The sequence below is a fragment of the Streptomyces piniterrae genome, assembly GCF_005048155.1.
GTDB lineage: Bacteria > Actinomycetota > Actinomycetes > Streptomycetales > Streptomycetaceae > Streptomyces > Streptomyces piniterrae.
In genome coordinates, this window is record NZ_SUMB01000003.1 from 1 (window position 1) to 12,951 (window position 12,951).

The following is a 12,951-nucleotide window of genomic DNA, read 5'->3' on the forward strand; positions in this document are numbered from 1 at the left end:
CCGGCCGCCGCTCCCGCGGCTCCGGTGGCCCCGCCCGCCCCGGCGCCCACCCCGGCTCCGGCTCCCGCGCCGGCTCCGGCCGCGCCGGCCCCCGTCACCCCGGCCCCCGCCGCGGGTGAGGGCGCGTACGTCACTCCGCTGGTGCGCAAGCTCGCCGCGGAGAGCGGTGTCGACCTCGCCACCGTCAAGGGCACCGGTGTCGGCGGCCGGGTCCGCAAGCAGGACGTCATCGCCGCCGCGGAGGCCGCCAAGGCCGCCGCCGCGCCGGCTGCCGCCCCTGCCGCGGTCTCCAAGGCTCCGGCCCTGGAGGTCTCCCCGCTGCGCGGTCAGACCGTCAAGATGCCGCGGATGCGCAAGGTCATCGGCGACAACATGATGAAGGCCCTGCACGGCCAGGCGCAGCTGACCTCCGTGGTCGAGGTGGACATCACCAACATCATGCGGATGCGCAACAAGGCCAAGGACGCCTTCGCGCAGCGTGAGGGCGTCAAGCTCTCCCCGATGCCGTTCTTCGTCAAGGCCGCCGTCCAGGCGCTGAAGGCCCACCCGGTCGTCAACGCCCGGATCAACGAGGACGAGGGCACCATCACCTACTTCGACACCGAGAACGTCGGTATCGCGGTGGACGCGGAGAAGGGCCTGATGACCCCGGTCATCAAGGACGCGGGCGACCTGAACATCGCCGGTATCGCCCGTAAGACGGCGGACCTGGCGGGCAAGGTCCGGGCCAACAAGATCACGCCGGACGAGCTGTCCGGTGCGACCTTCACCATCAGCAACACCGGCTCGCGCGGCGCCCTGTTCGACACGGTCATCGTGCCGCCGAACCAGGTCGGCATCCTGGGCATCGGCGCCACCGTCAAGCGCCCGGTGGTCATCAACCACCCGGAGCTCGGCGAGACCATCGCGGTGCGCGACATGACCTACCTCGCGCTCTCCTACGACCACCGTCTGGTGGACGGCGCCGACGCCGCCCGCTACCTGACCACGGTCAAGCAGATCCTGGAGGCCGCCGAGTTCGAGACCGAGATCGGTCTCTGAGTCCCGGCCGCCACGCAGTAGGTGTGTAGCAGGGGCCGGCCCCGGTTCGTCCGCGTACGAACCGGGGCCGGCCCCTTCGCATGTCGCCGTCCCGGATAATGGCCCCGCGGCCCCCGCTCGTCCCCCTACGTCGCCAGCCCGCTCTGAAGGAGCACCTCATGACCCCGCCCGTCGTCCATTCGCTGCGCGAGCAGATCCGCGAGCACATCCTCGAGGGGATCGTCAGCGGCCGCTGGCAGCCGGGCGAGCGGATCGTGGAGCGGCGGATCGCGGTCGAGCTGGAGGTCAGTCAGACGCCGGTGCGCGAGGCGCTGCGGGAGCTGGAGTCGCTGCAGCTGATCGAGTCGGCGCCCAACAAGGGCGTCCGGGTGCGGAACCTGACGGCGGACGACCTGAAGGAGAGCTACCCGGTGCGGGCCGGGCTGGAGCAGGTGGCCGCCGAGCTGGCCGCCGGCCGACTGGCGGAGGACACCGCTGCCCTGGAGCGCGAGGTGGCGTCGCTGCGGGAGGCCGACCTGGCGGGCGACGGGGAGGCGCAGGTGCGGCACACGGTGGCGTTCCACCGCGAGATCGTGCGGGCGGCCGGGAACTCCGTGCTGCTGCACACCTGGGAGTCGCTGGGCATCGAGGTCTGGACGACGCTCTCGATCCGCTGGTTCAGCCCGGAACAGCGCTCGCACGCCCAGGACCACCAGGAGATCGTGGACGCGTTCCGGCGCCGCGACCCGAAGATCGGCGCCCTGCTCAAGGCACATGTGCTGAGCTGCGCACCAAGGGTCTGACAGGGCGCGAAAGGGGGGTTCCGCGAGGGCGCGGAACCCCCCTTTCGCATGTGGCACGCGGTGCCCGAAAAGACGGCACCCCGTGCCGACCTGCGGTTATTCCCTTCCCAAGCGTTGATCGATCATCGATCAGAGGCGTATCGTCGCCTGTCGGGGCGCGACACCCCTGCCTGCCAAGCACCCACTCGCACTCCCGACCGACCGTCCGGAAAGGGGCCACCCATGCCCGATCCCGTACGTACCACGTACAGCCAGCTCGACCAGATCCCGGACCGGGACCCCGAGGAGACCGCCGAGTGGCGCGAATCGCTTGACGCCGTCACCAAGGCCGCGGGCCCGTACCGTGCCGCGTATCTGATGCGCCGCGCGCTGGAGCACAACGGTGCCCCCGAGCTCGCGCCCTTGGAGACGGACTACGTCAACACCATCCCGACCTCCGCCGAGCCCGCCTTCGCGGGCGACGAGGCGATGGAAGCCCGGATCACCGCCTGGAACCGCTGGAACGCCGCCGCGATGGTCACGCGCGGCTCCCGGTTCGGCGTCGGCGGCCATATCGCGACCTTCGCGTCCGCGGCCTGGCTGTACGAGACGGGCTTCAACCACTTCTTCCGCGGCAAGGAGGGCGACGGGTCCGGCGACCAGCTCTACATCCAGGGCCACGCCTCGCCCGGCATCTACGCCCGTGCCTTCCTCGACGGCCGCCTCACCGAGGACCACCTCGACAACTTCCGCCAGGAGTCCGGCGGCAAGGGCCTGCCCTCCTACCCGCACCCGCGGCGGCTGCCCTGGCTGTGGGAGTTCCCGACCGTCTCCATGGGCCTCGGCCCGCTGTCGGCGATCTACCAGGCCCGCTTCAACCGCTACCTCCAGGGCCGCGGCATCAAGGACACCGCCAACTCGCACGTCTGGGCGTTCCTGGGCGACGGCGAGATGGACGAGCCCGAGTCGACCGCCGCGCTCGCGCTGGCGGCCCGCGAGGGCCTGGACAACCTGACCTTCGTCATCAACTGCAACCTGCAGCGCCTCGACGGCCCGGTCCGCGCCAACTTCAAGATCGTTCAGGAGCTGGAGTCCCAGTTCCGCGGCGCCGGCTGGAACGTCGTCAAGTCGCTGTGGGGCTCCGCCTGGGACGAGCTGTTCCAGCTCGACACCACCGGTGCGCTGGTCCGCCGGCTGCGCCAGGTGCCGGACGCGCAGTTCCAGACGTACGCCACCCGCGACGTCGCCTACATCCGTGAGCACTTCTTCGGCGCCGAGCCCGCCCTGGTCGAGATGGCCAGGCTGCTGACCGACGCCAAGATCGCCGAGTGCTTCCACACCTCCCGCGGCGGCCACGAGGCCCGCAAGGTGTACGCGGCCTACAAGGCGGCCGTGGAGTACAAGGGCGCGCCGACCGTGATCCTCGCGCAGACCGTCAAGGGCTACACCCTGGGCGCCGGCTTCGAGTCCAAGAACGCCAACCACCAGATGAAGAAGCTCTCGGGCAAGGAGTTCCGCGCCATGCGCGACCTGCTCGACCTTCCGATCCCGGACTCCCGCCTCGACGACGAGCTGGTGCCGTACGGCCACCCGGGCGCCGACTCCCCCGAGGTGCGCTACCTCCAGGAGCGCCGCGCGTCCCTCGGCGGCCCGGCACCGGCCCGCCGGAGCCACCCGGTCCCGGCGCTGCCCGCGCCCGAGGAGCGTGCCTTCAAGGCGCTGCTCAAGGGCTCCGGCAAGCAGGAGATGGCCACCACCATGGCCTTCGTCCGGCTCGCCAAGGACCTGATGCGGGACAAGCAGACCGGCAAGCGCTGGGTGCCGATCGTCCCCGACGAGGCCCGTACCTTCGGTATGGAGTCGCTGTTCCCCTCGGTCGGCATCTACTCGCCCAAGGGCCAGACGTACGAGCCGGTCGACCGCGACCAGCTGATGTACTACAAGGAAGCCACCGACGGCCAGATCCTCAACGAGGGCATCACCGAGGCCGGCGCCATGGCCGACTTCATCGCCGCCGCCTCGTCGTACGCGACGCACGGCGAGCCGATGATCCCCTTCTACATCTTCTACTCGATGTTCGGCTGGCAGCGCACCGCCGACCAGATGTGGCAGCTCGCCGACCAGCTCGGCAAGGGCTTCATCGTCGGCGCCACCGCCGGCCGCACCACCCTGACCGGCGAGGGCCTCCAGCACGCCGACGGCCACTCGCACCTGATCGCGTCCACGAACCCGGCGTCGCTCAACTACGACCCGGCGTTCGCGTACGAGGTCGCGGTGATCGTCAAGGACGGTCTGCGCCGGATGTACGGCGAGACCGCGCCCGGCGAGGACTCGAACGTCTTCTACTACCTCACCGTCTACAACGAGCCCAAGGCCCAGCCGGCCATGCCGGAGGGCGTCGAAGAGGGCATCCTGCGCGGTCTGTACCGCTTCAAGGAGGCCGCGCAGGCGGCTACGCCCGTCGACGCCGCCGACGCCCCGCGCCTCCAGCTCCTCGCCTCGGGCACGGCCATCCACTGGGCCCTGGAGGCCCAGGAGTTGCTGGCCGCCGACTGGGGCGTGGCCGCGGACGTCTGGTCGGCACCGTCCTGGTCGGAGCTGCGCCGCGACGCCCTGGAGTGCGACGCCGCCCGGCTCGACGGCGAGGACCGGATCCCGTACGTCACCCGCGCACTGGCCGGCGCCCCCGGCCCGGTCGTCGCGGTCAGCGACTGGATGCGGGCGGTCCCGGACCAGATCGCCCCCTGGGTGGAGCAGGACTGGGTCTCCATCGGCACGGACGGCTTCGGCCTCTCCGACACCCGCGAGGCGGCCCGCCGCCACTTCGGCGTCGACCCGCAGTCGGTGGTCGTCCAGGCCCTGGCGGCCCTGTCCCGGCGTGGCGAGGTCAAGGCGGAGACGGTCAAGGAGGCCCGGGAGCGGTACGGGCTGTGAGCCGCGGGCGGCCCCGGCCGACACCGGGGCCGCCCGCTACCTGACCGCTCACGAGGATCCCGGGCGTTGTCAGTGGGCCCCGGCATGATGGATTCATGCGCGCTGCCCGGCTGATCAAGATGGTGTTGCTGCTCCAGTCGCGGCCGTCGATGACGGCGGCCGAGCTGGCGCGCGAACTGGAGGTCTCGGAGCGTACGGTCGCGCGGGATGTGCTCTCCCTGTCCGAGGCCGGCGTTCCGGTGTACGCCGATCGCGGCCGGGCCGGCGGCTACCGCCTCGTCGGCGGTTACCGCACCCGGCTCACCGGCCTCGGCCGCAGCGAGGCGGAGGCGCTCTTCCTGTCCGGGGTGCCCTCCGCGCTGCGCGAGATGGGCCTCGCGGACGCCGCGTCCGCCGCCCGCCTCAAGGTGTCCGCGGCGCTGCTGCCCGAGCTGCGGGATGCCGCGGCGGGCGCCGCCCAGCGCTTCCATCTCGACGCGCCCGGCTGGTATCAGGAGCCCGAGACCCCGGCCCTGCTGCCCACCGTCGCCGACGCGGTCTGGGACGACCGCCGGCTGACCGTCCGCTACCGCCGCAAGGACACCGAGGTGGAGCGGGAGTTGGAGCCGTACGGCCTGGTGCTGAAGGCGGGGGTCTGGTATCTGGCGGCGCGTGCGATCGAGTCTGCGGACGGGGCGGAGCCGGCGGGCTCGGCGGACGGGGCGGGCCCGGCGGACGGGAACCGCTCGACGGAGGGGGCGGAGAGGCAGCGGCGGGCGGGCGGTCACCGGGTCTATCGGGTCGACCGGTTCGCCGCCGTCGCCCCGGGCCGGGACCGCTTCGCCCGTGACGGATCCTTCGACCTGCCGGCGTTCTGGGAGGAGCGGGCCGAGCGGTTCGCGCGCTCGATCCTGCGCGATGAGGTCGTGGTCCGGCTGTCCGCGCGCGGCGTCGGGCAACTGCCGTACGTCACCGACCGGGCGGCCGCCCGGGAGGCCCTGACGAAGGCCGGCCCGGCCGATGACCACGGCCGAACAACCGTCACCCTGGCCGTGGAGTCCGCCGATGTCGCGTATGCGCAGCTGCTGGCGCTCGGCCCGGAGGGCGAGGTGCTGGCGCCCGCCGGGCTGCGCGAGCGGTTCGCGGCGGCCGCCCGCCGCACGGCCTCGGTGTACGCGGGCACGGACTGAGCCGCCGCCGAGTAATCTTCCGGAACCGGGGATCGGGGGGGACCGCCATGTGGGCGCTGGGCTTCGTCTTCTTCACGCTGCCGCTCTGCGGCATCGTCAGCCTCACCTGCTCCGCCGCCTGCCGTGCGCAGCGACACCGGGCGCTCAAACTCCTCGGCAATGTGCTCCTGGCGGCGGGTCTGGTAGGCCTCCTGACTCCGGTGGGCGTGATGGCGGCACTCTGGCTCGTTGTGTGACCGCTGCCCCGTACGCGCCCCCTCTTGCGGCCTCCTCCTACGGCCGCACCGCCCGCACACTGCCCCCCTTCCGCAGCCGCCCCGTGACCTCGGCCGGGGCTGCGGCTACCGGCCGAGCCGCCCGTACGGCCAGCGTGCTCGCCTCGGCGGAGGCCCGTACCGAGCCCGTGGTGTCGATGCCGGCGACCTCCGGGCCGCCCGCCGCGAGCAGGTACCACGTGCCGGACTTCGCCCGCCAGTGGACGCCGCCGACGACCGGACGACCGAAGCGGCTGCACGCGGCGGTGTCCGCGGCGCGTCCGGCGACCCACCCGGGGTCGGCCGGGCGCGCCGCGGGCGGCTGAAGCCGGACCGTGACCCGGCCGGGGCCCCGCCAGGTGTCGGCGCGGGTGCAGACCCAGTCCGCGCTGCCGCCGTGCTCGGGAAGGCTCTGCCGCGCGAACCCCCAGTTGTTGACGGACCGTACGCCCGCGCCCCGCAGCGAGCGCAGCGAGCAGGCCGTCCGGGCCCAGCTGCGCAGCGCCGGGGCGCCGGCCACCGCCCCCGACGAGGTGAGGCGGACCGGGACGAGATCGTCGAGGTCCGTGACCAGGAAGGTGCCGCCCCCCGCGATCCGCTCCGAGACATGGAACTGGACCGCAGGCCACTGCCCGCACCCGGCCCCAGCCCCGGGCGGGATCGGCACCCGGTTGCTGACGCCGTCCGGGGCGAGCCGCAGCGGCCGGGCCGGGGCGTCGGGCGCGAGCAGATCCCGGGTCTCGACCGTGGCGACCCACGGCGCGACCAGATAGCGCATCCACCCGGCGCCGCGCCCGATCACCAGCGCACCGCCGGTGGTCATATCCGCGTCGTCGACGCGCGCGAAGTGCAGTGTCGGTGTGGCGTCCGCGGGCTCCGCGTAGCGCACCAGCCGGCCGCCGTCGTGGAACACCACCACCATGACGTTGTCGATCAGGCCCGCGTACAGCAGCTGCGGCGGCTGGTCCGGCGGCCGGGTGGACGTGGTGGCCGACGCGAGGATCCGGGTGCCCTCGGGCGGCGCCGCCCAGACCCGCAACGCCCGCCCCAGCAGCTCCTGGTCACCGGCCTGCCGGCCGCGGGCGGGCCAGGCGGTGAAGTCGACGCGTGCGGTGTCCGCCCACCGCTCGTTGGGGGTGCGCAGCAGCCGGGCCGGGTCCAGTGCCTGCTGCGCGGCGGTGGGCTCCGCCCCGTGGCCCGGTGCGTCCCCGCGGCCGCCGGGCACCCCGGCCACCAGCGCGCCGACGGCCAGCACGGCGGCCCCCGCGACCACCGCGACCGCCGTCCGCACCCGCTGCCGTCGCCGCAGCAGATCCGTCGGCCGGATCTGCACCGTGCACGGGTCGAACTCCCCCGAGTTCAGCAGCGCCGCCGCGCCCGCCCCCGCCGCCAGGTCGAGCTGCCCGGCCGCCCGCTGTGCCGCGTCCGGGTCCGCGACCCCGGCCGCCGCCAGCACCCCGCGCGCCGCTTCCCCGTCGAGCCCCTCCATGTGCCACAGGCCGACGGCGGCCCGCACCGGCGCCGGGACGGCGGACAGCGCCTGGTCCAGGGCGAGTTCGTCGGCGCCGCCCGCCCGGGGGAAGAGCCGCAGCCCCCACACGACGGGCACGGAAGGCGGCAGGGCGGCGGGCGGCTGCGGCCGTCCCTCGTAGGCCAGCGCCAGCCGCAGGGTGCGCAGCCGTACGAGACCGTAGCCGGCTTCGCCCACGGGGCCGCGCTGGGCCGGCAGCCTGCGGATGCGTCGGCGCGGACGGGCCCGTGGCAGCGCCCGCTGGACCAGGCCGTGCGCGGTGAGGACCCGGCGGTGACGGCCCATCGAGGGCGGCAGTACGAGGTAGGCCAGGCGGACCAGCCGTGGATAGTGCTCGACGATGGCTGCCTCTGCCCGCTCGACATCGGCGCGGGTGCGTTCGTCCATGGGCATGGCCTGAAACAGCCCTTCAAAAATGGGGGATCTGCCGTCTTTGCACGCCTTCCAACGAATGATTCCTGGGGCGGTCACCCGGCCGGATCCCGGGGCGCGCGCACCGGCGGACCGGCTGCCGGGATCCGGCGGGTCACCGGTCCGGATAACGACCGCGTCGCATCTGGGGTACTCCGCGTGCGGGGCGCGGCGCCAGGGCCGATGCTGGAGCGGTGATGGACGAGACGGAGTTCTGGGAGCTGATCGACGGCTCCCGCGAGGCCGCCGGCGGCGACCCCGAGGAGCAGGCCGACGCCCTGGTCGAGCGGCTGCTCGGGCTGGACCCGGAGGCCGTCGTGGACTTCGCCCGCCACTTCGAATCCCGCTACAACCGGGCCTACGCCTGGGATCTGTGGGCCGCCGCGTCACTGATGCTGAGCGGTGCGAGCGACGACGCGTTCGACTTCTTCCGGTGCTGGCTGATCGGCCAGGGCCGGGAGGTCTTCGAGGGCGGGCTGCACGACGCGGACGGCCTCGCCGAGCTCGTGGACGACTTCGACGAGGCGGTGGACGGTGACGCGGAGGAGCTGGGCTACGCCGCCGACGAGGCGTACGAGCAGCTGACCGGCACCGTGATGCCGGACCTCGGCCTGCCCGCGCAGCCCCGCGAACCCCTCGGCGACTACGTCGACTTCGACGACGACGAGGCCATGGCGGAGCGCTTCCCCCGCCTTTGGGATCGTTTCAAGCCATAGGCGAGCCATCAAGCCGTCGAACATCGAGCCATGGACAAACCGCCGTCGGATACCGTCCCCACGCCGCACACCGGGCACCATGTCCCCATGCGGATCGCGATCACCGGCTCGACCGGACTCATCGGCACGGCGCTCGTACGGTCGTTGCGGGCGGACGGCGAGGACGTCGTCCGGCTCGTCCGGCGCCCGCCCGGGGCCGCCGACGAAGTGCGCTGGGACCCCCGCAGCCAGGAGGTCGACACGGCCGGGCTGGCCGGCTGCGACGCGCTGGTGCACCTCGCCGGCGCCGGGGTCGGCGACCACCGCTGGACCGCGGCCTACAAGCGCGAGATCCGCGACAGCCGGGTACGCGGCACCGAGGCCATCGCCACCGCCCTGGCCTCGATGGACGCCCCGCCGCGGGTCTTCGTGTGCGGCACCGCCATCGGCTACTACGGCGACACCGGCGACCGGCGCACCGACGAGAGCGGGCCGGCCGGCGAGGGGTTCCTGCCGGAGGTCTGCGTCGACTGGGAGGGCGCCGCGAAACCGGCCCAGGAGGCGGGCATCCGTACCGTCTTCGCCCGCACCGGGCTGGTCGTGGCACGCTCGGGCGGCGCCTGGGGCCGGCTCTTCCCGGTCTTCCGCCTCGGCCTGGGCGGCCGGCTCGGCAACGGCCGCCAGTACTGGAGCTTCATCTCCCTGCACGACCACATCGCGGCACTCCGCCATCTGATCGGCACCGGCACCCTGTCCGGGCCGGTCAATCTCACCGCCCCCGAGCCGGTCACCAACCGCGAGGTCACCGCGGTGATGGGGCGCGTCCTGCACCGCCCCACGCTCTTCCCGGTGCCCGAGCCGGTGCTGCGCCTCGCCCTCGGCGAGTTCGCCGACGACGTCGTCGGCAGCCAGCGCATCATTCCGCGGCGCCTGCTGGACTCCGGCTTCGCCTTCGCCCACCCCCGCATCACGGAAGCCGTCCGGGCGGCACTGCAGCCGCCCCTGTAGCGGGCGGCGCACACCGGCGCCGGCCCCGCGGCCGCCACCGGGCGCGTCCCACCACGGCGTGAAACAGCCGGTGAGGGACGGCCGAACACGGGCACCATGACGGGGGCGCTACGACGCGCCCCCGGGCGCCCCTGTCCGCCGCGGCACCCGTCTCCCTAACGTCCTCGCACACACATCTCGGCTCCCGCGGGGTACGGCACCGGGCACCAGCCCGGTGCCCCGCCGCTGGGACAGACCTCGGGAGGGGCTTGTGCTGCGCACCTCATCGACAGTGGACGTCGTCATCGTGGGAGCCGGCGTGGCCGGCCTCGCCGCTGCCCGCCATCTGACCGGCGCGGGCGTGTCGGTCACCGTCCTGGAGGCCGCATCGCGGATCGGCGGCCGGGCCGCCACCGACGAGATCGACGGCTTCCGGCTGGACCGCGGCGGCCGGCCGCTGGTCCTCTCCCCCGCCGAGCTGCGGCGCACGCCCGGCCTCGGCGGGCTGACGCTGCGCCCGTTCGCGCCCGGTCTGATGCTCCACAACGGCCAGCGGGTGCAGCGCATCAGCGGGGCCCGGAGCACAAGGGGCGCACTCGCCGCGGCGCGCGCCCTCTCACGCGCCGAACGGCGCGGCGACCGGTGGACGGACCGGCGGCCGGAGTGGCGCGGCGACCGACGGGCGGACCGCCGTACCGACCGGAACGGGACTCGTGCCACCCCGTCAACTCCCGCCGACCGCCCGGTCGGTGAGGCCCTGGCGAGCCGCCCCACCTTCCCGCCGCGGGCACACGACACCTTCCTGCGGCCGCTGCTCGGCGCGCTGCTGTGCGATCCGCGGCTGCGCGGTTCCAGCCGGTGCGCCGCGCAGGCGCTGCGTGCCTTCGCGGAGGGCCGGCTGTGTCTGCCGGCCGGTGGCGCGTCGGCCGTCCCCGAGCTGCTCGCCGCGGAGCTGCCGCCCGGCACGGTCCGTACGTCCGTGCACGCCGTCTCCGTGTCCACCACGGGCGTCAGGACCGCGGAGCACGGCCATATCCCCTGCCGCGCGGTGCTGGTGGCGACCGGCGCCCGCGATGCCGCCGAGCTGCTGCCGGGGCTGCGGGTGCCGTCCTTCCACCCGGTGACCGTGCTGCACCACACCGGTGGAGCCGGCCGCGGCCGCGGAGCGCCGTCCCGGCACACCGCGCTGATCCTGCCGGCGGACGGTCCGGTCGCGTACACCTACGTCGCAGGCGCGGTCGACCCGTCCCGTACGCCGCCCGGCCGCTCCCTGATCACCACGACCGTGCTCGGCGCGGCCGCGGCGCTGCCGGTGTCCGTCCTCGACAAGACGGTCCGGCCGCAGCTGGAGCGGATCTACGGCGCGACGACCGACGACTGGCGGCTGCTGACCGCCCATCACGACCCGTACGCGGTGCCCGCGATGCCGGCGCCGCACGACCCGGAGCGCCCGGTGCGGGTGCTGGCCGGGCTCTATGTGTGCGGCGATCACCGGGACATCAGCACGCTCCAGGGCGCGCTGCACTCGGGCCGCCGGGCCGCCCGCGCCCTGCTCCAGGACTTCGGGCTGCCGGCCCGCCCCGAACCCAACACCCTGCGCGCGGCGGCCTGACGGGCCGCCGCGCCCGTCACCCCAGCGCGGCCACCCGGTCCCGGTAGCCGCGCACCGCCGCCGCGTCCCGGTACGGCTCCAGCCGGCGCTCGAACTCCCTGACGTACTCGTGGGCCCGCACGGACCGCATCTCGGACGCCTGGAGCGCCGCCTCGGCGCCCAGCGTGCAGGCCTGCTCCAGCTCGCCCAGGCCGAGCCGGGCGGTGGCCAGCACCACCCGGCAGAACAGCCGGCTGCGGGCGAAGCCGGCGGACCGCAGCTGGAGGGAGCGCTCGGCGTGCTGGGAGGCCGCGCGGTACTGCTGGAGATCGCGGTGGCAGTGCGCCAGCTCGTCGGCGAGCTGCGCCTCGTCGAAGAACCGCGCCCAGTACGGGGTTTCGTCGCCGGGCCGGGCGGTCTCCAGGGCCCGTTCGGCGCGCGCCAGGGCCGCCGTGCAGGCCCGGACCTCGCCCAGCAGGCCGTGCCCGCGCGCCTCCGCGCAGTGCAGCAGCGCCTGCACCGCGGGCGGCGCGCTGCCGCCGATGCCCTGCTGTGCGACCCGCGCCAGCTGGACGGCCTCCCTGCCGTGCCCCAGATAGACCGCCTGCCGGCTCATCGTCACCAGCACATAGGAGCCGTACGGCCGGTCGCCGGCCGCCTGGGCCAGCCGCAGCGCCTGGACGAAGTACCGCTGCGCCAGGCCGTGCGCGGCGATGTCGTACGAGGTCCAGCCTGCCAGCCGGGTCAGGTCGGCGGCGGCCGCGAACAGCCGCCGGCCGGTCGCCTCGCCGTACGTGCCGCGCAGCATCGGCTCGCACTCGTGCTCCAGATAGCGCACCAGCGCCTGCCGGGCGTGGCCGCCGCCGTAGGCGTGGTCCAGCGCCCGGAACAGCTCGCCGACCGAGCGCAGCGCCGCGATGTCGCCGGAGGTGACCCGGCCGCCCTGGATCCGGTCGACCCGGTCGGTCTGGCGCTGCCGGGGCACCGAGATCCGGCCCTGGGCGGGTACCCGGGCCGAGCCGTCGGTGCCCGGGTCGCCGCGGGCGACCCGGTCGTCGGCGCGGCCGATCAGCCAGTCGCGGCTGGGCACCACAAGGCCCGCCGGGGTGAAGGCGATCTTCCGGAGCTCGGCGTGGCTGCCGGAGTCCTTGCGCCACAGGCCGCTGACGATGTCCACCGCCTCGGTGGGTGTCGCGGCGAACTCCAGCCCGGCGTAGACCGGCGCACAGGCGTCCAGGCCGAGGTCCTGGGCGGACAGCCGGCGCCCCAGCCGGCGGGTGAACACCTCCGCGATCAGCGCGGGGGTGGTGCCCCTGGGCTGCTGGCCGCGCAGCCAGCGGGTCACCGAGGTCTTGTCGTAGCGCAGGTCGAGGCCGTGCTCGATACCGAGCTGATCGACCCGTCTGGCCAGCCCGGCATTGGAGAAGCCCGCCTCGGCGATGAGCGCGGCGAGTTGGCGGTTGGGCGTGTGTTGCGGGGGTCGTTCGGTCATCGGCTTTACCGGTCTCCTGCCTTCCGGGCCTGGCTGCCGGGCTCGGCTCACCCTCTCCGGCACGCTCCTCGCCCTTGTGGGACGG

10 protein-coding genes are annotated in these 12,951 nt (G+C 74.2%); 8 read left to right on the forward strand and 2 right to left on the reverse strand.

All coding sequences use genetic code 11. From position 1 onward, the window contains the following. The 5 genes from sucB to FCH28_RS08695 all read left to right on the forward strand — a co-directional run. The coding region (sucB, locus tag FCH28_RS08675) for a 2-oxoglutarate dehydrogenase, E2 component, dihydrolipoamide succinyltransferase (protein ID WP_136739195.1) at nt 1-1,041 on the forward strand (1,041 nt) is incomplete at its 5' end. 158 nt (nt 1,042-1,199) lie between these two features. Next, nucleotides 1,200-1,823, forward strand: coding sequence for a GntR family transcriptional regulator (locus tag FCH28_RS08680; protein ID WP_136739196.1), 624 nt, complete (start codon nt 1,200-1,202; stop codon nt 1,821-1,823). Nucleotides 1,824-2,045: 222 nt separating this feature from the next. Next, nucleotides 2,046-4,736, forward strand: a complete 2,691-nt coding sequence (gene aceE / locus FCH28_RS08685; RefSeq protein WP_136739197.1) for a pyruvate dehydrogenase (acetyl-transferring), homodimeric type — start codon at nt 2,046-2,048, stop codon at nt 4,734-4,736. A gap of 95 nt (nt 4,737-4,831) precedes the next feature. Then, nucleotides 4,832-5,905, forward strand: a complete 1,074-nt coding sequence (locus FCH28_RS08690) for a helix-turn-helix transcriptional regulator (RefSeq protein ID WP_136739198.1) — start codon at nt 4,832-4,834, stop codon at nt 5,903-5,905. 47 nt (nt 5,906-5,952) lie between these two features. Continuing rightward, entirely contained in the window at nt 5,953-6,141 is a 189-nt protein-coding gene (locus tag FCH28_RS08695) for a hypothetical protein (protein WP_136739199.1), read from the forward strand. A 37-nt stretch (nt 6,142-6,178) separates the two neighbouring features. On the opposite strand, the gene FCH28_RS08700 is transcribed toward FCH28_RS08695, so the two are convergent. Beyond that, on the reverse strand, nt 6,179-8,077 hold the full coding sequence (locus FCH28_RS08700) for a hypothetical protein (RefSeq protein ID WP_136739200.1): 1,899 nt from the start codon (nt 8,075-8,077) through the stop codon (nt 6,179-6,181). 221 nt (nt 8,078-8,298) lie between these two features. Between FCH28_RS08700 and FCH28_RS08705 the strand changes: the two genes are divergently transcribed. From FCH28_RS08705 to FCH28_RS08715, 3 genes are all read left to right on the forward strand, one after another. Then, nucleotides 8,299-8,817 carry a DUF4240 domain-containing protein gene (locus tag FCH28_RS08705; RefSeq protein WP_136739201.1) on the forward strand — a complete coding sequence of 173 codons (519 nt, stop codon included), beginning with the start codon at nt 8,299-8,301 and terminating at the stop codon, nt 8,815-8,817. An 87-nt stretch (nt 8,818-8,904) separates the two neighbouring features. After that, a complete protein-coding gene (locus FCH28_RS08710) occupies nt 8,905-9,804 on the forward strand; it encodes a TIGR01777 family oxidoreductase (RefSeq protein WP_136739202.1) in 900 nt (299 codons plus the stop codon). 250 nt (nt 9,805-10,054) lie between these two features. Continuing rightward, complete coding sequence (locus tag FCH28_RS08715; protein ID WP_136739203.1) at nt 10,055-11,395, forward strand: FAD-dependent oxidoreductase; 1,341 nt, start codon at nt 10,055-10,057, stop codon at nt 11,393-11,395. 16 nt (nt 11,396-11,411) lie between these two features. Here the strand turns inward: FCH28_RS08715 and FCH28_RS08720 are convergent, their stop codons facing one another. Next, nucleotides 11,412-12,866 carry an NsdA family TPR-like regulatory protein gene (locus tag FCH28_RS08720; protein WP_136739204.1) on the reverse strand — a complete coding sequence of 485 codons (1,455 nt, stop codon included), beginning with the start codon at nt 12,864-12,866 and terminating at the stop codon, nt 11,412-11,414. Nucleotides 12,867-12,951 lie beyond the last annotated feature (85 nt).

What these genes read in the sequence shown, in the direction of transcription:
- FCH28_RS08680 (WP_136739196.1), top strand. Translation starts at nt 1,200, where the DNA reads ATGACCCCGCCCGTCGTCCATTCGCTGCGCGAGCAGATCCGCGAGCAC.
- aceE (WP_136739197.1), top strand. Translation starts at nt 2,046, where the DNA reads ATGCCCGATCCCGTACGTACCACGTACAGCCAGCTCGACCAGATCCCG.
- FCH28_RS08690 (WP_136739198.1), top strand. Translation starts at nt 4,832, where the DNA reads ATGCGCGCTGCCCGGCTGATCAAGATGGTGTTGCTGCTCCAGTCGCGG.
- FCH28_RS08695 (WP_136739199.1), top strand. Translation starts at nt 5,953, where the DNA reads ATGTGGGCGCTGGGCTTCGTCTTCTTCACGCTGCCGCTCTGCGGCATC.
- FCH28_RS08700 (WP_136739200.1), bottom strand. Translation starts at nt 8,077, where the DNA reads ATGGACGAACGCACCCGCGCCGATGTCGAGCGGGCAGAGGCAGCCATC.
- FCH28_RS08705 (WP_136739201.1), top strand. Translation starts at nt 8,299, where the DNA reads ATGGACGAGACGGAGTTCTGGGAGCTGATCGACGGCTCCCGCGAGGCC.
- FCH28_RS08710 (WP_136739202.1), top strand. Translation starts at nt 8,905, where the DNA reads ATGCGGATCGCGATCACCGGCTCGACCGGACTCATCGGCACGGCGCTC.
- FCH28_RS08720 (WP_136739204.1), bottom strand. Translation starts at nt 12,866, where the DNA reads ATGACCGAACGACCCCCGCAACACACGCCCAACCGCCAACTCGCCGCG.